This window comes from Clostridium sp., assembly GCF_036660475.1.
In the GTDB taxonomy this organism is placed as follows: domain Bacteria; phylum Bacillota; class Clostridia; order Clostridiales; family Clostridiaceae; genus Clostridium_J.
Window position 1 is genome coordinate 130,715 of record NZ_JAVXAO010000006.1, and the last position, 20,960, is coordinate 151,674.

The window sequence follows — 20,960 nt, forward strand, 5'->3', positions numbered from 1 at the left end:
ATGGGAAAACCAGTAGTTGCAATTGTCGGAAGACCTAATGTAGGTAAATCTACACTTTTTAATAAGCTAGCAGGAAAGAGAATTGCCATAGTAGAAGATACACCAGGAGTTACAAGAGATAGAATTTATGCGGAGGCAGAGTGGCTTAGACATAATTTCACAATAATTGATACAGGTGGAATTGAGCCTGCAAATGAAGATATCATAATGGTTCAGATGAGAAGACAAGCAAACATTGCAATTGAAACAGCAGATGTTATTGTATTTATAGTTGATGGAAAAGCAGGATTGCATCCGGCAGACCACGAAGTAGCTCAAATGTTAAGAAAATCTGGAAAGCAGATAGTGTTAGTTGTAAACAAAATAGATAGAAGAGAACTTGAGGATAATTCTTATGAGTTTTATAATCTCGGAATAGGAACTCCGGTAACTATTTCTGCGACTCAAGGATTAGGTCTTGGAGATATGCTTGATGAAGTTGTATCTCACTTTGATGCAATTGCAAGTAATGAAGAAGATGAAGAGTACATAAAAATTGCAATGGTTGGAAAACCAAACGTAGGAAAATCATCTCTAATAAATAAACTTCTAGGGGAGACAAGGAATATAGTTAGTGATATTCCAGGTACAACAAGAGATGCTATAGATAGTAAGTTGGAAACAGCAGAAGGAAAATTCGTCTTAATAGATACAGCAGGACTGAGAAGAAAAAGTAAGATTAAAGAAGAGATTGAAAGATATAGTGTTATAAGAACATTGACAGCAATTGAAAGATCGGATGTAACAATACTGGTTCTTGATGCTACAGAAGAATTAAGTGATCAAGACGAAAAGATAATTGGATATGCACATGAACTTAACAAAGCTATAATAATTGTTGTGAACAAGTGGGATCTTATTGAAAAAGATGATAAGACTATGAAGGAATATAAAGATAGAATAGGAATGGGATTATCATTTATGCCATATGCTTCATATATATTTATCTCAGCATTAACAGGTCAAAGGGTAAATAAAGTTCTTACAATGGCTAAGGAATGCTACAATAACTACACTAAGAGGATTTCTACAGGAATACTAAACGATGTAGTTAGTAAAGCAGTTCTTATGAATGAACCACCAATAGTTGCGCTTAAAAGAATGAAAATATATTATGTGACACAGGTAGATATAAAACCGCCTACATTTATTTTCTTCGTAAATGATCCAAATCTCCTACATTTCTCTTACAAGAGATATCTTGAAAATAGATTAAGAGAAAGTTTTGAGTTTAAAGGAACAGGAATAAAAACAATATTTAGACAAAGAAAAGAAGATTAATAATTGTACTTTTAGGTGAGAATAAATAATATATTTATTCTCACCTTGTTAATAGGCTGAAATAAAAATGGGAAGAAGGGGTAATATGAGTAAGATTTCATTTGTTGGAGGCGGAAGTTTTGGAACTGCGCTAGCAGTGCTTCTCGCTAAAAAGGGGTTTGAATGTTCTATTTGGTCCCATAGAGAGAGTACTGTTAATGAGATTAATAATAAAAGAGAGAATGTAAAATATCTTAAAGGAATAACTATACCAAGCAATGTTACTGCTTATAGTAATTTAGACGAAGCGTTAGTAGGTAGTGAAGTGGTAGTTCTTGCGGTACCTTCAAAGGCTATAAGAGAGTTATCCCAAAAAGTAGCACCACTTCTTACAGGGGATGAAATAATCGTGACTGTTGCTAAGGGAATTGAAAAGCATACACTAAAGAGAATGTCTGAGATTATAGAAGATGAGATTAAGAATCATCCAATAGTAATTTTATCAGGACCTAGTCATGCTGAAGAGGTAGCAAGAGATATACCGACAACGGTAACGGCTGCATCTAAGGATGTGGAAGCAGCTAAATCCATACAAGATATTTTTAGTAATAATACATTTAGAGTATACACTAATAGTGATTTAATAGGTGTAGAGATTGGCGGTGCTTTTAAAAATATAATTGCATTAGCGGCAGGTATTTCAGATGGAATAGGATATGGAGACAATACCAAGGCTGCACTTATGACTCGTGGTATGAGTGAAATAATAAAAGTAGGTACTAAACTTTCAGGAAGAGCAGAAACATTCTATGGACTTACAGGCATGGGAGATTTAATAGTTACGTGTACTAGTATGCATAGTCGGAATAGAAGAGCAGGTATTTTGATTGGTAATGGTAAAAATGTAGCTGAAGCAGTAGAAGAGATAGGTATGGTGGTAGAGGGAATAGAAGCTGTTAAAGCTTTCTATGAATTAAAGCTGAAAATTGATGTAGATATGCCAATAACCACAGCGTTATATCAAGTATTGTTCGAAGGTAAAAGCCCTAATGCTGCCGTAGGTGAGCTTATGGGAAGGAAATACAGAGAAGAGGGTCATGAAGCATAAAAAAATATTCTAAAATGTCATTCTTAAAATATTTTGTTTTGAGGATGGCTTTATTTTTGATATAATATTAATGAAAAATAAACATTGGAACTTATGTAAATAGGATATGGATTCGATGTTGGACTATATAGGAGGATAGAATCTTAATGTTAAAAGGTAGAGAGAAAAATAATAGATATTTAAATAGAAAAACTCAATTTTATAAGACGAAAGATAAATTCTATAGAAATAGATTAAGTTTTAATAAAGGTGTAGTATTAATTATAGGATTACTATTTTTATTAGGAATAATGGGTGGATTTATGTTAAATGGAGATATAAATCCTTTGAAGTCTTTAGGGGCATTTAACTACAGTGGCGATAATGATGAAAGTGACAGTGAAATAAAAGACATTCATACTGAGGAAGGAAACAATACAAGTGAATTAGAAGAAGTGCCACAATTAGACGTATCTAAGCTAACAAGCAGTGAAATAGAAGATGCGATACAAATTGTTAATGCTGATAGAACTGGCTTGTTTAAGTTGGCTAATAAAAAAAACTTGTTGGATAAAGAATATATGCCTCTAAATATGGCGATTCCTAATATAAATTTAGTTGCGGAAAAAGGAAATGAAAGAAACTTAGTTAGAGCGGATATTGTAGATGATTTAGAACAAATGTTTCAAGATGCAAAAAAAGATGGGATAGATTTGTTTTTAAGTAATGGGTTTAGAGGGTTTGATGAGCAAGAATATCTTCATTCTGCAGATACTATAGAGAATGGAAATGAGCCAAGTGATTATGTGGCAAAACCTGGAGCGAGTGAACATCAATTAGGGCTTGCTGTAGATATAACTAGTAGAAACATGAAATTTGAACTTGATGAATCCTTTGAAAATACAAAAGAAGGTCAGTGGGTTTTGAAAAATGCCTATAAGTATGGATTTATTTTAAGATACATAAAAACAAAAGAAGATATAACGGGGTATAGCTATGAACCTTGGCATTATCGATATATAGGAGATAGAACAATTAGTAAGTTATGTCATGATAATAATTTAACTTTAGAAGAAATTATAGATTATGTTAATAATAACTAAAATTTTTAAATTGGATAGGTAATAATATGGAGTTAGTATCAATATATATATAGTGTTAATAAGTAGTTGCGGGAGGGTAGCCTTGGAAAATTTTGATATATATAAAGATATAGCAGAAAGAACTCAGGGGGATATATATGTAGGGGTAGTAGGGCCGGTAAGGACAGGGAAATCTACTTTTATTAAAAAGTTTATGGAACTTATGGTTATACCTAACATAGAGAATTCTCATAAAAAGGAAAGAGCGAAAGATGAACTTCCACAAAGTGGATCAGGAAAATCTATTCATACAACGGAACCAAAATTTGTTCCTAATGAAGCTGCGGAAATTCAGTTTGAAGATGGAATAAAATTTAAGGTTAGAATGGTTGACTGTGTGGGGTATATAGTGAAAAATGCACTTGGATATACTGAAGCAGAAGTGCCTAAAATGGTTTCTACACCATGGCATGATTATGAGATACCATTTGAACAGGCAGCGGAAATAGGAACTAAGAAAGTTATCACAGATCACTCTACAATAGGAGTTGTAGTAACTACGGATGGTAGTATTACTGGATTAAATAGAGGTGATTATGTAGAGGCTGAAGAAAGAGTTATAAATGAATTAAAGAGTATAAATAAACCATTTATAATGATTCTTAATACGGTAAATCCTAATTCAGATGAAGCCATGGAACTGAAAAAAGAGCTTGAGGAAAAATATGATGTACCAGTAAAAGTTATGGATGTAATGAATATTAGTGAAAAAGAAATTGCTCAAATATTTGATACAATACTTAAGGAATTTCCGGTAAAAGAAATAAATATAGATATGCCACAATGGATGGAAAGTTTGAATTCATCTCATTGGCTAAAAGTCAATATAATGACTATTTTAAAGGCTATGTGTAAAGATATCTATAAAATTAGAGATATGAAAAAATGTTTAGATGGATTTAAAGGGTTAGAGTTCCTTTCAGACATAAAAATTAAAGAAATGAATATGGGTGAAGGAACATCATGTGTGGATATAAATCCTAAGCACGAGTTATTTTATAAAATTCTTGGTGAAATTTGTAATACGGACATAAAGAATGAGAATGACTTGCTAAGTATTATGGAGAGCTTTTACAAGGCAAAAATTGAATATGATAAAATAGCTGATGCATTAAAAGAGGTTAATGAAACCGGATATGGACTTGTGGCTCCTCAACTTACAGAGATGAAATTGGAAGAACCTGAAATTGTTAAAAAAGGAAATCAATATGGTGTAAAACTAAAGGCTTCAGCACCATCATTGCATTTAATTAAAGCGGATATTCAGACAGAGGTTCAACCGATTATGGGTAGTGAAAAGCAAAGTGAAGAATTCTACAAATCAATTATTGAGCAATTTGAGAATGATCCATCTCAAATTTGGCAAAGTAATATGTTTGGTAAATCTTTAGAGGAATTAGTTAAAGAGGGACTTCAGAACAAGCTTTATAAAATGCCGGAGGATGTTCAAATTAAGTTGCAAAAGGCATTGCAGAAAATAGTTAATGAAGAAAATGGTGGGCTTATTTGTATAATTATCTAATATGAATAGGGAATCTATAGTAAAGATACAAAAATATAGTTTTGAGGTTATTATAATTTCAAAACTATATTTTTTTTATTACTATCGTCAGAGTTTATTGTATAATTAGATATATTAAGTTTTAGGAGGTACATAAGATATGAGTAAAGTTATTGTTATTTTTAATGGTGGAACAATTTCTATGAAGGTTGATGAAAAGATAAAAGCCGCAGTGCCTAATTTGACGGGAGAAGAAATAATGTCCATGGTAACAGGTATAGAAGCATATGCGGAGGTTGAATCATATACTTTTTCAAGTTTGCCAAGTCCTCATATAACACCAGATATAATGTTTGAACTTTCAAACTATGTTAAAAGTTTTTTGGATAGAGCAGATGTAGATGGTGTGGTTGTTACTCATGGTACGGATTCTCTGGAAGAGACAGCATATTTTCTTCAATTGACGATTAATAATGAAAAACCAGTAGTTGTGACAGGATCAATGAGGAATAGTTCGGAATTAGGCTATGATGGACCAGCTAATCTAGCGGCATCAATTTGCACGGCCACATCTAAAGCTGCAAGGAATAGAGGGGTAATGGTATGTTTAAATAATGAGCTTAATTGTGCAAGTGAAGTTACTAAGTCTCATTCTATGCATCTAAATACATTCCAAAGCCCAGAGTTTGGGCCAGTGGGAATTGTGGATAGCAACGAGGTTAGATTCTATAGAGAGAGTATAGCTAAAGAGTATATAGATACTGACAAAATAGATAATGGTGTTTATTTGATTAAGTCATGTGCAGGCATGGATGGGACTCTTATAGATTTTTGTGTAGAAAAGGGAGTAAAGGGAATCGTTGTAGAAGCTATGGGAAGAGGGAATATTCCACCACTAATGGCAAAATCGGTGCAAAGGGCTATTAGTAAAGGGGTAGTTATAGTTATAGTATCTAGATGTTATAAAGGTAGGGTTCTTGACAGTTATGGATATGAAGGTGGCGGAAAACAATTAAGGAATATGGGGGTTATATTCGGGGATAGTATGCCGGGTCAAAAGGCTAGAATAAAACTTATGTTAGCTCTAGGAAAAACTCAAGATTTAGAGGAAGTAAGAAGCATATTCGAAAATGGACATTACTAAAACACGAACAATTTGAAAATAAAAAGCTAAAATATACGTAAAAATCTTGACATATAAGTAGGGAGTTGATATTATATTCTTGTAAGAAGAATATAATCACTAATTTTCATATATATCTAATAAAATGGATTAGATGTTTCTACCGGATGCCGATAAAATCCGACTATGAGAATTCCTATGTTAAATATATATAACCACTGGGATTCTCAAACCAGTGGTTATTATTTTTTGCACTTATTTCTAATACTTATTGAGGGGGACAAACTTATGGAAAAATTCTTCAGGTTGAAGGAAAATGGTACAAATGTGAAAAAAGAGGTTGTTGGAGGATTAATAACTTTTTTAACTATGGCATATATAATTGCAGTTAATGCAAATATGTTAGGAGATCCTGGTGTTGGTATGAATCCAGGAGCGGTAGTTACAGCTACTTGTTTAGCAGCTGGTGTTACCACAATTTTAATGGGATTATATGCAAATCTACCGCTTGGGCTAGCTTCGGGAATGGGGCTTAATGCATTCTTTGCTTATACGGTGGTAATGGACATGGGGATTTCATGGCAAGTGGCACTTACAGCAGTATTTGTAGAAGGTATAATATTTATTATACTATCGCTAACAAAAGTAAGGGAGGCTATTGTTAACTGCATCCCAACTAATTTAAAATATGCGGTTACAGCGGGGATTGGATTATTCATAGCATTTATAGGGTTTAACAATGCTGGAATTGTAGTTGGAAGTGCAGCTACGAAGGTAACCATGGGTAATTTGATGAGTCCAACAGTAATGATTGCAACTTTAGGAATTATAATAATTGTAGTTTTATCGAAGAAGAATGTAAAAGGTGCAATTCTATGGGGTATGGGTGCAAGTGCAGTTGCAGCTTGGGCTTATGCAGCGGTATCACCAGAGGCGGCTGCGTCTTTAGGTATAAATTTACCACAAAAGATTTTCAAATTTGAATCTATAGCGCCTGTTGCAGGTGAATTAGATTTTTCAGTATTTTCTGATGCTGCATCAATAAAAGATTTCATTTCAGTAGTTTTTGTGTTTTTATTCATAGATTTCTTTGATACCGCAGGAACTCTAGTTGGAGTAGCGTCAAAGATTGGAATGATTGATAAAGATGGGAAAGTTAAAAATGCTGGGAAAGCGCTATTAGTTGATGCAATAGGAACAACTTTCGGAGCGCTTATAGGAACATCTACAGTAACTACTTATGTTGAGAGTTCAGCAGGGGTTGCAGCAGGTGCTAGAACAGGTCTTTCAGCAGTAGTTACAGGAATATTATTTTTACTTGCTATGTTCTTGTCTCCTCTATTTATAGCGATACCAGGTTGCGCAACTGCACCGGCTCTAATCATAGTAGGATTCTTTATGATTGATGTAGTTAGAAAAATTGATTTTGATGATTTTACTGAAGGAGTTCCAGCCTTTTTAACTATAGCTTTAATGCCAATGACTTATAGTATAGGTGATGGATTAATGCTAGGTATGTTATCCTATGCTGCATTAAATTTATTAAGCAATATTACAACTAAGAAGGAAGATAGAAAGAATGTTTCAAGTGTAATATATATACTTGCATTAGTTTTTTTAGTAAAAATTATTTTTGGATAGATAGTATAAAGTTTAATTTTAATTAGATGAAAAAAATGTGTAATAATAACAAAAGTCTGCGAGGTTAACTTCCGCAGACTTTTAATTTTGGCTATTATTTGTAATTAACATAGGTTTTCGGCGTTTTTCTAAGAAATATTTCGATTTTCTTTGAATTTCTTGTGTTTATGGGTTGAAATAAGTGATAAACTTTATGTATAATAAGTAAAGAATTTATCAAAGTCTAGAAGGGTGAGTTGTATATGGTAAAAAGCATGACTGGATTTGGTAGAGGTACATCGGGTGGAGAAATATCAAATTTTACAGTAGAAATAAAAACTGTTAATCATAGATACTTTGAACTTAATGTTAGAATGCCTAGAGCTTTAATTTCTCTTGAAGATAACATGAGAAAATATGTAAATGAAAGAATAAAGAGAGGCAAGGTTGATATCTATGTTACCCAGAGTCAGTTGGCTAGGGAAGATATGGAAGTAGTGGTAAATGAAACTTTGGCAAACAGTTATATGAAAGCACTACAAAATATTAAGGATAGATACAATTTGAAGGATGATATTTCCTCTACAACGTTAGCAAGATTTCCAGAGGTCCTTACACTAAGACAAAAGGAAGAGGATTTAAGCATAGTATGGAGGATGTTATTTCCGGCAGTTGAAGATGCAGTGAACAATCTTTTTGATATGAGACAGCAAGAGGGAGAAAAACTTTCGATTGATATTAGGGAAAGATGTGAATGTATTTCTAGAAATGTTGATATAATAAATAGTAGAGTGCCAGAGATTTCGGAAGAGTATAGAAAAAAACTTCTGAAGAAAGTAGAGGATATAATTACAGATAGAAATATAGATGAAAATCGTATTGCTATGGAAGTTGTTCTTCAAGCTGATAAAAATTGTATTGATGAAGAAATAGTTAGACTTAAGAGCCATGTAGATCAAGTTCTTAATGCGTTTAACTTAGATGAACCGGTAGGAAGAAAATTAGACTTTATTATTCAAGAGATGAATAGAGAGGCTAATACAATTGCTTCAAAGGTTGGTGACTTGAAGTTAACAAATATTTCTCTTAACATAAAAAGTGAAATAGAAAAAATAAGAGAGCAGGTTCAGAACATAGAATAAGCTAGGAGGTACAGCATGGGTATAAAACTTATTAATATTGGATTTGGAAATATCGTTTCAGCAAATAGATTAGTGGCTATTGTTAGTCCAGAATCAGCTCCAATAAAAAGAATAATTCAAGAAGCTAGAGATAGAGGTATGTTAATTGATGCTACATATGGAAGAAGAACAAGAGCAGTTATAATCACTGATAGTGATCATGTAATATTATCTGCAGTGCAACCAGAAACCGTAGCACATAGACTTGCGTCAAAAGAAGATGAGAACATTGAAGAGGTTGATGAATAAAATGAATAGTAAAGGACAACTATTAGTTGTGTCTGGACCATCTGGAGCGGGAAAAGGAACGGTATGTAAGGAATTAATTGAAAAGAACTCAATATGGATTTCAACATCATGTACAACGCGAAAGCCTCGGAATGGAGAAATTGAAGGTATAAATTATTTTTTTACAAATAGAGAAGATTTTTTAAAAAGAATTGATAATGATGAATTTTTAGAGTATGCTGAGGTGTACGGTAATTTTTACGGCACACCAAAGTCAGAAGTTTTAAGAATGTTAGATGAAGGTAAAGATGTAATACTTGAAATAGATATACAGGGAGCGCTGAAAATAAAGTCAGCCTATCCAGAGGGTGTTTTTATTTTCATTATGCCACCATCTATGGAGGAACTGAGGAATAGGATTACGAATAGAGGAAGTGAGACTCCAGAGTCATTAAAGACTAGGATGGAATCTGCTTATGATGAAATAAGTTTTGCATCTAAATATGACTATGCTGTTGTAAATGATGAGGTGGAGTACGCCGTAGAAAAAATTCAAAGTATAATAATTGCAGAAAAGTGTAGAGTATTTAAAATTAAAAATGAACTATTAGGGAGGTTCTAGTAATATGAATGATTCAATGATAAATCCATCTATTATAAAGTTATTAGAGACAGTAGATAACAGATATTCACTAGTTGTAGCAACTTCAAGGAGAGCAAGACAATTAATTGAGGGAGCCGAGCCACTAATACGTGTTGGTGAAGCAAAGGCTTTAACAATTGCTATACAGGAAGTTGATGAAAGAATTATAACTGTACAGGAAAGCGTAACAAATGAAGATTGTTTATTAAACGAAGAAGTTGAAGATATACAAGAGGTGGAAGAAGGATTAAACTAATATGAGTGAGAAGAATGTTGTAATAGGAGTAACAGGTGGAATTGCGGTCTATAAAGCTTTAGATGTAGTAAGTAGATTAAAAAAGGAAAATGTAAATGTTCATGTTATTATGACTAAATCAGCCTGTGAATTTGTTACTCCTTTAAGTTTTCAATCTTTGAGTCAGAACATGGTTATAAAGAATATGTTTGATGAACCAAAAGCTTTTGAAATTCAACACATATCTTTGGCTAAAAAAGCTGACTTATTAGTTGTGGTTCCGGCTACTGCAAATATTATTGGTAAGGTAGCGAATGGGATAGCAGATGATATGCTATCAACCACAATAATGGCAACAAAGTCAAAGGTTATTTTTGCACCTGCGATGAATACTAATATGTACAATAATCCTATGGTTAAAGAGAATATTAAAAAGTTACAAAGTTATGGATATGAATTTATTAATCCAAGCAGTGGTAGACTTGCTTGTGGTGACATTGGTGATGGAAAGCTTGCTGACACTGAAGATATCGTAGAGGTAATCATGTCACAATTACATGAACCAAAGGATTTAATAGGCAAAAATGTACTTGTAACGGCGGGTCCAACAAGAGCGAATCTAGATCCAGTAAGATTTATAACAAATAAATCTACAGGTAAGATGGGATATGCTATTGCAAAGGAAGCCAGAGATAGAGGCGCTAATGTAGTGCTAGTTAGTGGACCAACTAATATAAAACCACCTAGTGGAATAAAAGTAGTTAATGTTGAAACTAACGAAGAGATGCTAAATGCTGTAATGGATGAATTTGCAACTAGTGATATTGTAGTTAAATCTGCAGCAGTGGCAGATTATAAACCTAAAACCTATTCTAATCAAAAAATAAAAAAGGGCCCTGGAAATTTAAATCTAGAACTAACTAGAGATAATGATATACTTAAGACTTTGGGAACTTTAAAAAAACATCAAATCTTAGTTGGATTTGCAGCTGAGAGTACTAATGTAATAGAAAATGCTCATAAAAAATTACAAGGTAAAAATCTTGATTATATTGTGGCTAATGATATTACTGAAAGTAATGCAGGATTTGGGGCAGATACTAATAGGGTTACAATAATTAAAAGAGACGGAAAAGAAATATCTCTTGATAATATGAGTAAAAGATTAGTTGGCTATGAGCTTTTTAATATGATTTTAGGATATAAATAATAAAAAAAGCGACAGTGTCGCTTTTTTTATTATTTTTTAATTGATTTAATGGTGTATAGTAAAGCTTATAATAGTTGATTAATCATTGAAAGGTGAGAAACTTATGGATATGTATCTTGGAATTATTGTGAATAATGAAGCTGTAAAAGTAGATAGGGTATTTACATACAAGGTGCCTGATAAATTATGCGATAAGGTAAAAAAAGGCAGGATGGTAACGGTACCCTTTGGAAATGGGAATAAGAAAATATATGGATTTATAGTAGATATATTTTATGACATAGATGATAATACTAAATTAAAGGATATTTTAGATATAGATGATAAAGTTGAATTTCTTACAGATGAAAATATAAAACTTATCAAAATTATGAGGGAAAAGTATTTATGCACATATTTAGAGTGTATAAAAGTTATGATTCCAAGTGGAATTACTAAGGGGGCAACATTTAAAACTAAGAATGTTTTAATTATAGGAGAACCTTTGTCGGGAAAATATGATAAAGAAAATTATAAGAATGTTGTAGAGACTATAAAGATACATAGTGGTATTTACAATAAATCAGAACTCGTAAATGAGTTTAATATATCTTTGTCTACCATAAACACATTAATTAAACATGGGTTTTTAGCAGTAGAAAAATCTATAGTTAATAGATATAATGAAATAAGATATAAATCATATGAGGAAAAGGTACTGAATCAATTTCAGCAAAAGTGTGTAGATAAAATACTGATACATAGTATGAATAATAAATTTCTTATACATGGAATCACTGGTAGTGGGAAGACTGAAATATACATGAATTTAGTGAAAGATATGATGAAAAATAATAAAGGGTCTATTATACTAATTCCAGAAATAGCACTTACTCCTCAAATGGTAGAAAGATTCAAAGGGAGATTTGGGCGTGATGTAGCAATATTCCATAGTAGGCTCTCCAGTGGTGAAAGATTTGATGAATGGATGAGAGTTAAGATGGGTAATGTAAAAGTTGCTATTGGGGCAAGGTCTGCAATATTTTTACCATTTGAAAATCTAGGGCTTATTGTCATAGATGAAGAGCACGAAACCAGCTATAAATCAGATAGTGATCCTAAGTATAATGCTAGAGAGATTGCTTGTCTCAAGGCTGACATTGAAGGATGTAAAGTAGTATTAGGGTCAGCTACACCTTCAATTGAGACTTATTATAAGGCTATGCAAGGAGAGTATGATATCATAACTCTGGATAGAAGGGCTGATGGAGCAAAACTTCCAACTATAGAAGTTGTAGATATGAGAGAAGAGCTAAAACAAGGGAATAAATCCATGTTTAGTAGAAGACTACATGAAGAGATGTGTGGCACACTTGCAAAAAAAGAACAGGCAATAATGTTTTTAAATAGAAGAGGATTTTCAACCTTTGTTTCATGTAGAGAATGTGGATATGTCTTTAAGTGCAGTAATTGTGATATATCTTTGACATATCATAAGAATAACACTTTGACATGTCATTATTGTGGAATGCAGCAGGAGGCTGTGAGTACTTGTCCTAAATGCAAAAGTAAATATGTAAAGTATTTTGGGGTAGGAACAGAACAGTTAGAACATAGTGTAAGAAAAACTTTTTCTGATAGTAAACCACTAAGGATGGATTTTGATACAACAAGGGGAAAATATGCCTATGAACAAATCTATAATGATTTTGCAGCAAAAAGGTATAATGTTTTAATTGGAACACAAATGATTGCAAAGGGATTAGATTTTAAAGATGTAACCTTAGTTGGAATCATAGCTGCAGACTTATCTTTAAACCTTCCAGATTATAGAGCCGGTGAAAAAACTTTTCAGCTTGTTACTCAAGTAGCAGGAAGAGCAGGCAGAGGAAGTAAAGAAGGGAAAGTAATACTACAAACTTATACACCGGAAAATTATAGTATTATTTATGCTGCTGAAAACAACTATGTAGGTTTTTATGAAGAGGAAATTGCTATAAGAAAACTTAGAGATTATCCACCCTTTGCAAAGATATTATGTATTAATGTTAGTAGCGAAAATGAGGAAAATTTGATAAAAGGAATACAAACTTTAGCTGATAAATTAAGAACAAAGATTTTTGGAAACGATAAAGTTGAATTGTTGGGACCTTGTCCTTGTGGTGTTTCTAAAATAAAGAATTTATGCAGATGGCAAATAATAATTAAAGGTGACTTCGATGATGTATTTGCAATGGAAGTCAAAAATATAATTTATGATTATTTAAATTATAAAAATATAAGAATAGGGATTGATATAAATCCAAATAGTTTATTATAAAGGAGAATAATAATGGCAATAAGAAATATAAGAACAAATGAAGATCCATTACTAAGAAAAAAAAGTAAAGTTGTAATTAATATTGATGATAGAACACAGGTTTTAATAGATGATATGCTAGATACTATGTATAAGGCAAATGGCGTTGGACTTGCAGCACCTCAAGTTGGTATTTTAAAAAGGATAGCAGTGGTTGATATTGGCGGTGGTCCAATAATAATGGTTAATCCTGAAGTTATTAAAGCAACAGGAGAAATTAATGATAAAGAGGGATGTTTAAGTTTGCCGGGAAAAGATGGAAATGTTATAAGGCCTAAATATGTAAAAGTTAAGGCTCAAGATAGAAAAGGTCAGTTTATAGAAATAGAAGGCGAGGGATTACTTGCAAGGGCCCTATGTCATGAGATAGATCACTTAGATGGAATATTATATATAGATAAAATAGTGAAGTAAGGAGGAGATTAGAATGAATATAGTATTTATGGGAACACCAGATTTTGCAGTACCTTCATTAGAAGCTATAATTGAAAAATATGGAGTTAAAGCAGTATTAACACAGCCAGATAGACCTAAAGGTAGAGGAAAGTCCGTAACTATGTCACCAGTTAAGCAGATGGCAATTAAACATGATATAGAAGTATATCAACCAGAGAAATTAAGAAATGAAAGAGAGTTAATAGAGGAATTAAAATCTATGAATTTAGATTTTATAATAGTAGTGGCTTTTGGACAGATTTTATCTAAAGAGGTTTTAGATATACCTAAGTATGGATGTATCAATCTTCATGGGTCGTTATTACCTAAGTATAGGGGTGCAGCACCAATACATTATGCAATAATGAAAGGTGAAAAAGAAAGTGGAAATACAACAATGTTAATGGATGTTGGTCTTGACACAGGAGATATGCTTTTAAAAAGTAAGTTTGATATAACAGAAAATATGAATACTGGTGAACTTCATGATATATTAATGAATAATGGTTCAGAACTGTTGATTAAAACTATAGATGGAGTTTACAATGGAGATATAACACCTGTAAAGCAAGGTGATAGCGAAAGCTGCTATGCTAGTATGTTAAACAAAGATATGGCAAGAATTCAGTGGGATGATAGTGCTACAAATATCCACAACTTTGTTAGAGGGTTAAATCCGTTTCCAACAGCATACACTTACTACAATGAAGTTACAATGAAGGTTATTGAGACAAGAGTTACAATAGAGAAATCTTCAAAAGAACCGGGTACTATAGTGAGTGTTGATAAAGATGGAATTAAAGTATCCACAAAGGATAATAATATTATGATAACTAAGGTGCAATTTCCAAACAAAAAGCCTCTTAGAGTTGAAGAATATATAAGAGGGAATTCAATAGATGAAAATGTGATACTTAAAAGAGAGTATCAATAAATAATTCAAAGAATGAATTAAGGGAGGAATTTATATGGGATTTTATAGAATGTATTACGATCCAACAATGATTATCCTTATACCGGCATTAATAATTTCAATTTGGGCACAGGCAAAAATAAAAAGTAGTTATGCAAAGTACTCTAAAATATATAGTAGGAATAGATATACCGGTGGTCAAGTGGCAAGAATAATATTAGATGGATATGGACTTTTTGATATACCAGTATTAGTTACCGGTGGGCATCTGACTGATCATTACGACCCAAGTAATAGGGTTGTTAAACTATCTAGTGATGTATATAACAGTACATCACTAGCATCGATAGGAGTAGCTGCTCATGAAATAGGCCATGCTATTCAACATAAGGAAGGGTACACTCCAATTAAGATAAGAAGTGCACTAGTTCCAGTTGCAAATATTGGATCGAAGGCATCTTGGGTGTTGTTTTTTATTGGTATAGTATTCGCAATAACTCCGTTGGTGAATTTAGGGATTATATTTTTTTCAGCAGCAGTACTATTTCAGCTAGTTACATTACCAGTTGAATTTAATGCATCAAGTAGAGCTATAGATATATTAAAGGCTAAAAACATACTATATGAAGATGAAATAAGTGGAGCTAAAAATGTGTTGACAGCAGCAGCATTAACTTATGTGGCAGCAGCAGTTACAGCTATTGCACAGCTTTTAAGACTTTTGGCTATTAGAGACAGAAATGATGGGTAAATAGTAATGTGCAATTTGTAATGTTATTAATAATTATGGTATAGAGAGTTAAGGGGCAGGCCTTTAGCTTACATTGAATTGAAAACTAAAGAAAAATTATGATTAAATAAGTAAAAATAAATTATCTCAGTTTTTAATAGAATAAAACGAGATGGATAAGATAGGATGATATAAATGACAAGTGCTAGAGAAGTAGCTATAAATACAGTGATTCAGGTGTTTGAAAATAAAGCTTATTCAAACATCGCATTAAACAAAAATCTTAATGAATGTAATTTAATAGATAAAGATAAGGCATTAACTACAGAACTTGTATATGGAACAATTAAATATAAATATACTATTGATAAAATTTTGAAGACTTTCTTAGAAAAAAAATTTGATAACACAGATAAATATATATTAAATCTTTTAAGAGTATGTATATATCAACTTAGATATTTAGATAAAATTCCTGAATTTGCAGCGGTAAATGAAGGGGTAAATTTAGCTAAAGAAAATGTATCCGTAGGAGCATCCAAACTAGTTAATGGAGTTTTAAGAAATTATTTGAGAAATAAAGAAAAAAATTATTATGACGAAAAAAATGTTAACGAAAAATTAGCGTTTATATATTCTTATCCCCAGTGGATGGTGAAATTATTTATTGCTCAATATGGTGAAGTTCAGGGAGAAAATATTTTAGAAGGGTTAAATAAAAGGCCGTCAGTTACAGTTAGAGTTAATACTACTAAGGGAGACTTTGAAGAGGTTTCAAAATTGCTTGAAGACAATGGCTATAATATAGAGGAAGGGGTAATATGTCCTGAAGCTATAAGAATTATTAGAGGTAAGAGCATAGAAGATAATCCTATGTTTAAGCAAGGGCTTATTACAGTGCAAGATGAAAGTGCCATGCTTGTAGCTCCTAGCATGGATTTAGAAGAAGGTATGACTATTCTTGACCTTTGTAGTGCGCCGGGGGGCAAAACAACTCATATTGCAGAAATAATGAATAATACAGGTAAGGTTATAGGCTTTGATATATATGACCATAAATTAGAACTTATTGAGAGTAATAGTGAGAGATTAGGATTAAATAATATAAAGTTAGAATTATTGGATGCAACTAAGGAGAATAAAGAACTAATAGAAGCTGGGGACAGAGTGTTAATTGATGTACCGTGTTCTGGACTTGGAATCATAAGGAAGAAGCCAGAAATAAAATATACTAAAAGAGAAAAAGAATTGAAATCTTTAATTTCTGTTCAAAGAGATATAATGAAGAATGCAGCTATGTATGTTAAGCGAGGCGGAATCATAGTATATGCAACTTGTACTATAAATAAAGATGAGAATGAAGGAAATGTGAAGTGGTTTCTCAAGAACTTTAAGAATTTTAATGTTGAACCTTTGAATTTTGGTAGGGTGGATAATGTTATTTATGATAATAATGGATGTGTAACAGTTTTACCAAATGAGAATATGGATGGATTTTTTATAGCTAAAATTCGTAGAAATAAATAGGAGAAAAAATGAAAAATATATTAGATTTAGACTTAGAACAGTTAAAGATGTGGATGAAACAGAGTGGAGATAAGGAATTTAGAGCAAAGCAGGTATTTTCATGGATTTATAAAGAGGTTTGGAATTTTAATGACATGAAAAACATACCAAGGTCAACAATAGAAAAATTAGAAAAAAATTTTTATATTGGCATACCTAAGATTGTTGAAACATATAGTTCTAAAAATAGTGATACAAGAAAGCACTTATTTCTTTTGGAAGATGGAAATGTAGTTGAGGGAGTAGTGATGCAATATAGCCATGGAAACTCTATTTGTATATCAACACAAGTGGGATGTAATATGGGATGTAAATTTTGTGCATCAACAATAGGGGGTGCAGTTAGAAGTTTAACTAGTGGAGAAATGTTAGGTCAAATAATGGCATCTCAGGCACAGCTTAAAGAAAGAATTTCAAATATTGTATTAATGGGTAGTGGAGAACCTTTAGATAATTATGAAAATGTGATAAAATTTATCAAGGATGTAAATTCAGAAGACGGTCTTAATATAGGTCAAAGACACATAACGCTTTCAACCTGTGGTATTGTACCTAAAATTATTAGCCTTGCAGATTTAAATTTGCAAATAACTTTAGCCATATCACTACATGCACCAACTGATGAGTTACGAATCAAGACTATGCCTATAGCAAAGGTGTACTCAATAGAAGAACTTATTAGAAGTTGTAATTATTATATAAATAAGACTGGGAGAAGAATCACATTTGAATACGCATTAGTAAAAGGTGTTAATGATTCAAAAGAGGATGGGGAAAAATTGGCTAAGTTAATTAGAGGTATGCTATGTCATGTGAATTTAATACCTATTAATGAGATAAGTGAAAATGACCTTAAGAAATCCAACTTAGATGAAGTTAAAGCATTTAAGGATATCTTAATAAAATATGGAATTGAGACTACTGTAAGGAAAGAAATGGGACTTGATATAAATGCAGCTTGTGGACAATTAAGAAAAAGTTATATTAAAAAAGAGGGGTTGTAATTTTATATGGGGAGATTAGTGGGAATAGCAACGGATGTGGGTAACAAGCGAACATTCAATGAAGATGCTGTGGGGTACTATGAAAATGATGACTTTGGAATCTATATAGTGGCTGATGGTATGGGGGGACATAATGCAGGAGAGATTGCAAGTAATCTTGCTAAGGATATTATAATTGACTATGTAATTCAACATAAAGATGAAGAGTCGCAAGAAGACATACTGAATGATGCTATATTGAATGCTAATAGAAAAATATATAGAGAAGGCCTTATAAATGAAGAATGTAATGGAATGGGAACAACTATAACTGGAGCTTTTATAAAGGGGAATAGACTTGTGATTATGAATGTAGGGGATAGTAGAACTTACATTCTAAGGAACAGAGAACTTATAAAAGTGACTAAGGACCATTCTTTGGTTCAAGAACTTTTAGATAATGGAACAATAACTAAGGAAGAAGCTAAAGAGCATCCAAATAGAAATGTCATAACGAGAGCAGTGGGAACTAATCCTGTTGTAAAAGTTGATTATTATGTTTTAGACATACGAGATGTTTCTAAGGTGCTTATTTGCAGTGATGGGCTTACAAATGAGGTAAATGAAGAAGAAATACTTGAAGTTTTACGGGGAAATAGTAATGAGCAGTGTCTACAGCTAATAAATATGAGTAAAGAAAATGGTGGAAGAGATAATATTTCTGTCATCATTCTGAAAGGAAGTGGGAATATAGATGTTGGGTAGGATATTAGGAAATAGATATCAATTGGTAGAAAAGATAGGCGAAGGTGGGATGGCTGTAGTTTATAGAGCAAAGTGTAAAATTTTAAATAGGTTTGTAGCGATTAAAATACTTAAGCCTGAATATTCTAATAATGTTGACTTTATGGATAAGTTTAAAAGAGAGGCACTGGCTACAGCTAGTTTTTCGCATAATAATATAGTTGGAATATATGATGTAGGGAGCGAAGATAATATTAACTATATTGTTATGGAGTTAGTTAAAGGAAAAACTCTGAAAGAGTATATAAGGGAAAATGCGCCACTTGGTGCTGAGGAGACTATAAAAATTTCTGTGCAGATTGCTAAAGCTTTAGAATGTGCACATAAGAATGGAATTATTCATAGAGATATAAAACCACATAATATTCTAATTACTGATGATAAAGTTGTAAAGGTAACTGATTTTGGGATTGCAAAGGCTACTTCTTCAGATACAATTACTCATACTAATAAGATTATTGGGTCTGCACATTATTTTTCTCCAGAGCAAGCAAAGGGTAAAATTGTAGACAATAGAACAGATATATATTCCTTTGGAATAGTTATGTATGAAATGGTGACTGGAAAAGTTCCATTTGATGGGGATAGTGCAGTGGCGATAGCACTTAATCACATTCAAGATCCAATTATTCCACCTAAAAATGTAATTTCTACAATTCCAGATAATATTAATAATTTAATATTGAAGGCTACTCAAAAGGAAGTTATAAAGAGATATAATGATATTACGGAAATGTTAATCGATTTAATAAGAATAGAAAAAAATAATCTATATAGGGTTTCACCTATAAATACTGATAATGAATTTACAACAGTGTTAGATGCAACTCAAATACAGAATACAATGAATGAAAGAAACCATATTAAAAATTATGCAGATGAAGAAGATGCAGATGAAGAAGATGAAGAAGATGAAGAAGATGAGAGTAATAAGACAAGAACTAGTACGTGGAAAAAAATACTGATGATTGGTGGAGCAATATTATTAGTAATTTTGTTGGGGATAGCGGCAGGTAATCTTGTATATAGTAAAAATGATGGAAAACCGGGAAAAGAAGAACTGAAAGTTCCTAAAATTACTGGGCTTACTGTAGAAGAGGCAAAAGAAGCTGTAGAAAAATTGGAATTGATATTTGTAGTACTTGGTGAAGAGAAAAGTGATAAACCGGCAGGTACTGTTATTGCAGTATTCCCAACAGAAGAAACTGTAGTTAAGAGTAAAAGTGAAGTACGTGTAAGAGTCAGCTCTGGGCCAGAGGAATTAGTAGTTCCTGATGTGGTGAAGCTTGGGAGTCAAGTTGCACAAAATTATATAGTTAACTTAGGGCTTAAAGTTGGAACTATTAGTGATGAGAATTCAGAGGAAGTACAAGAAGGCGCAGTAATAAAAACAAATCCTGTGAGTGGTACAAAAGTTAAAAAGGGTGATGTTGTTGATATCGTAGTTAGTAAGGGATCTAAATTAAAGTATACTAAGGTTCCAGATTTAAGCAATATGACTGTAAAAGAAGCAGAGCAAGTATTGGAGGTTTCAAAACTTAAGTTAGGGACTACGAATGCGGTAATAACGGCTGACAAATCAAAAAATGGAAAAATATTTAACCAGAGCATTAATATTGGAACAAGAGTTCAAGAGAATGAATCTATAAATGTAAATTACTATGAATATAAAGATCCAGATGAAGGTAAAGTGACGGTTCCAAATTTTATAGGGAAGACCGTTAAAGAGGCGCTTGATGAAGCTAAAGCAGTTGGAATAAGTCTAAATATGGCTGGAGATAATGAAGGTAAGGTCATAAGTCAAGGAACCACTGCTGGAACAAAAGTAGAAAAAGGAACAGTAGTTAACGTGGAAGTGCAAGCAGTAAAACCAGTAGAACCAGAAAAACCATAAATACAATATCAAGTTAAATAAACTAATC

Annotated in this window: 19 protein-coding genes and 1 riboswitch; all 19 genes read left to right on the forward strand. The window is 32.3% G+C overall.

The window, feature by feature from the left end:
* The 19 genes from der (at position 1) to pknB (ending at position 20,932) form a co-directional block, all read left to right on the forward strand.
* A complete protein-coding gene (der, locus tag RSA29_RS10070) occupies positions 1–1,320 on the forward strand; it encodes a ribosome biogenesis GTPase Der (RefSeq protein ID WP_346931773.1) in 1,320 nt (439 codons plus the stop codon).
* Positions 1,321–1,405: 85 nt separating this feature from the next.
* Positions 1,406–2,407, forward strand: a complete 1,002-nt coding sequence (locus tag RSA29_RS10075; protein ID WP_346943050.1) for an NAD(P)H-dependent glycerol-3-phosphate dehydrogenase — start codon at positions 1,406–1,408, stop codon at positions 2,405–2,407.
* A 146-nt stretch (positions 2,408–2,553) separates the two neighbouring features.
* Entirely contained in the window at positions 2,554–3,489 is a 936-nt protein-coding gene (locus RSA29_RS10080; protein ID WP_346943049.1) for a M15 family metallopeptidase, read from the forward strand.
* An 82-nt stretch (positions 3,490–3,571) separates the two neighbouring features.
* A complete protein-coding gene (spoIVA, locus tag RSA29_RS10085; RefSeq protein ID WP_346931776.1) occupies positions 3,572–5,050 on the forward strand; it encodes a stage IV sporulation protein A in 1,479 nt (492 codons plus the stop codon).
* Positions 5,051–5,189: 139 nt separating this feature from the next.
* Complete coding sequence (locus tag RSA29_RS10090; RefSeq protein WP_346943048.1) at positions 5,190–6,173, forward strand: asparaginase; 984 nt, start codon at positions 5,190–5,192, stop codon at positions 6,171–6,173.
* Between the two features lie 86 nt (positions 6,174–6,259).
* A riboswitch (purine riboswitch) is annotated at positions 6,260–6,359 on the forward strand.
* Positions 6,360–6,440: 81 nt separating this feature from the next.
* On the forward strand, positions 6,441–7,793 hold the full coding sequence (locus tag RSA29_RS10095; RefSeq protein WP_346943047.1) for an NCS2 family permease: 1,353 nt from the start codon (positions 6,441–6,443) through the stop codon (positions 7,791–7,793).
* 242 nt (positions 7,794–8,035) lie between these two features.
* The gene (locus RSA29_RS10100; RefSeq protein ID WP_346943046.1) at positions 8,036–8,914 is read left to right on the forward strand and encodes a YicC/YloC family endoribonuclease; all 879 of its coding nucleotides are present in this window, start codon (positions 8,036–8,038) and stop codon (positions 8,912–8,914) included.
* Positions 8,915–8,929: 15 nt separating this feature from the next.
* The gene (locus tag RSA29_RS10105) at positions 8,930–9,202 is read left to right on the forward strand and encodes a DUF370 domain-containing protein (RefSeq protein ID WP_346931780.1); all 273 of its coding nucleotides are present in this window, start codon (positions 8,930–8,932) and stop codon (positions 9,200–9,202) included.
* A complete protein-coding gene (gene gmk, locus RSA29_RS10110) occupies positions 9,195–9,803 on the forward strand; it encodes a guanylate kinase (protein WP_346931781.1) in 609 nt (202 codons plus the stop codon). The genes RSA29_RS10105 and gmk overlap by 8 nt, the downstream gene beginning before the upstream one ends.
* Before the next feature lie 4 nt (positions 9,804–9,807).
* Positions 9,808–10,080: a DNA-directed RNA polymerase subunit omega gene (gene rpoZ, locus RSA29_RS10115; protein WP_346931782.1), complete on the forward strand. Its 273-nt coding sequence runs from the start codon at positions 9,808–9,810 to the stop codon at positions 10,078–10,080.
* A gap of 1 nt (position 10,081) precedes the next feature.
* On the forward strand, positions 10,082–11,269 hold the full coding sequence (gene coaBC / locus RSA29_RS10120; RefSeq protein ID WP_346943045.1) for a bifunctional phosphopantothenoylcysteine decarboxylase/phosphopantothenate--cysteine ligase CoaBC: 1,188 nt from the start codon (positions 10,082–10,084) through the stop codon (positions 11,267–11,269).
* Between the two features lie 103 nt (positions 11,270–11,372).
* Positions 11,373–13,568, forward strand: coding sequence for a primosomal protein N' (priA, locus tag RSA29_RS10125; protein WP_346943044.1), 2,196 nt, complete (start codon positions 11,373–11,375; stop codon positions 13,566–13,568).
* 12 nt (positions 13,569–13,580) lie between these two features.
* Positions 13,581–14,021: a peptide deformylase gene (gene def / locus RSA29_RS10130; protein WP_346943043.1), complete on the forward strand. Its 441-nt coding sequence runs from the start codon at positions 13,581–13,583 to the stop codon at positions 14,019–14,021.
* Positions 14,022–14,034: 13 nt separating this feature from the next.
* On the forward strand, positions 14,035–14,976 hold the full coding sequence (fmt, locus tag RSA29_RS10135) for a methionyl-tRNA formyltransferase (protein WP_346943042.1): 942 nt from the start codon (positions 14,035–14,037) through the stop codon (positions 14,974–14,976).
* Positions 14,977–15,010: 34 nt separating this feature from the next.
* A complete protein-coding gene (locus tag RSA29_RS10140; protein WP_346943041.1) occupies positions 15,011–15,706 on the forward strand; it encodes a zinc metallopeptidase in 696 nt (231 codons plus the stop codon).
* A 174-nt stretch (positions 15,707–15,880) separates the two neighbouring features.
* Entirely contained in the window at positions 15,881–17,212 is a 1,332-nt protein-coding gene (rsmB, locus tag RSA29_RS10145) for a 16S rRNA (cytosine(967)-C(5))-methyltransferase RsmB (RefSeq protein ID WP_346943040.1), read from the forward strand.
* A gap of 8 nt (positions 17,213–17,220) precedes the next feature.
* On the forward strand, positions 17,221–18,255 hold the full coding sequence (rlmN, locus tag RSA29_RS10150) for a 23S rRNA (adenine(2503)-C(2))-methyltransferase RlmN (protein WP_346943039.1): 1,035 nt from the start codon (positions 17,221–17,223) through the stop codon (positions 18,253–18,255).
* Between the two features lie 6 nt (positions 18,256–18,261).
* Positions 18,262–18,999, forward strand: a complete 738-nt coding sequence (locus tag RSA29_RS10155; RefSeq protein WP_346943038.1) for a Stp1/IreP family PP2C-type Ser/Thr phosphatase — start codon at positions 18,262–18,264, stop codon at positions 18,997–18,999.
* Complete coding sequence (pknB, locus tag RSA29_RS10160) at positions 18,989–20,932, forward strand: Stk1 family PASTA domain-containing Ser/Thr kinase (RefSeq protein ID WP_346943037.1); 1,944 nt, start codon at positions 18,989–18,991, stop codon at positions 20,930–20,932. The genes RSA29_RS10155 and pknB overlap by 11 nt, the downstream gene beginning before the upstream one ends.
* Positions 20,933–20,960: the final 28 nt, after the last annotated feature.

Excerpts from the sequence above, each read along its gene's own strand:
- der (WP_346931773.1), top strand. The coding sequence starts at position 1 with ATGGGAAAACCAGTAGTTGCAATTGTCGGAAGACCTAATGTAGGTAAA.
- RSA29_RS10075 (WP_346943050.1), top strand. The coding sequence starts at position 1,406 with ATGAGTAAGATTTCATTTGTTGGAGGCGGAAGTTTTGGAACTGCGCTA.
- RSA29_RS10080 (WP_346943049.1), top strand. The coding sequence starts at position 2,554 with ATGTTAAAAGGTAGAGAGAAAAATAATAGATATTTAAATAGAAAAACT.
- RSA29_RS10090 (WP_346943048.1), top strand. The coding sequence starts at position 5,190 with ATGAGTAAAGTTATTGTTATTTTTAATGGTGGAACAATTTCTATGAAG.
- RSA29_RS10095 (WP_346943047.1), top strand. The coding sequence starts at position 6,441 with ATGGAAAAATTCTTCAGGTTGAAGGAAAATGGTACAAATGTGAAAAAA.
- RSA29_RS10100 (WP_346943046.1), top strand. The coding sequence starts at position 8,036 with ATGGTAAAAAGCATGACTGGATTTGGTAGAGGTACATCGGGTGGAGAA.
- RSA29_RS10105 (WP_346931780.1), top strand. The coding sequence starts at position 8,930 with ATGGGTATAAAACTTATTAATATTGGATTTGGAAATATCGTTTCAGCA.
- gmk (WP_346931781.1), top strand. The coding sequence starts at position 9,195 with ATGAATAAAATGAATAGTAAAGGACAACTATTAGTTGTGTCTGGACCA.
- rpoZ (WP_346931782.1), top strand. The coding sequence starts at position 9,808 with ATGAATGATTCAATGATAAATCCATCTATTATAAAGTTATTAGAGACA.
- coaBC (WP_346943045.1), top strand. The coding sequence starts at position 10,082 with ATGAGTGAGAAGAATGTTGTAATAGGAGTAACAGGTGGAATTGCGGTC.
- priA (WP_346943044.1), top strand. The coding sequence starts at position 11,373 with ATGGATATGTATCTTGGAATTATTGTGAATAATGAAGCTGTAAAAGTA.
- def (WP_346943043.1), top strand. The coding sequence starts at position 13,581 with ATGGCAATAAGAAATATAAGAACAAATGAAGATCCATTACTAAGAAAA.
- fmt (WP_346943042.1), top strand. The coding sequence starts at position 14,035 with ATGAATATAGTATTTATGGGAACACCAGATTTTGCAGTACCTTCATTA.
- RSA29_RS10140 (WP_346943041.1), top strand. The coding sequence starts at position 15,011 with ATGGGATTTTATAGAATGTATTACGATCCAACAATGATTATCCTTATA.
- rsmB (WP_346943040.1), top strand. The coding sequence starts at position 15,881 with ATGACAAGTGCTAGAGAAGTAGCTATAAATACAGTGATTCAGGTGTTT.
- rlmN (WP_346943039.1), top strand. The coding sequence starts at position 17,221 with ATGAAAAATATATTAGATTTAGACTTAGAACAGTTAAAGATGTGGATG.
- RSA29_RS10155 (WP_346943038.1), top strand. The coding sequence starts at position 18,262 with ATGGGGAGATTAGTGGGAATAGCAACGGATGTGGGTAACAAGCGAACA.
- pknB (WP_346943037.1), top strand. The coding sequence starts at position 18,989 with ATGTTGGGTAGGATATTAGGAAATAGATATCAATTGGTAGAAAAGATA.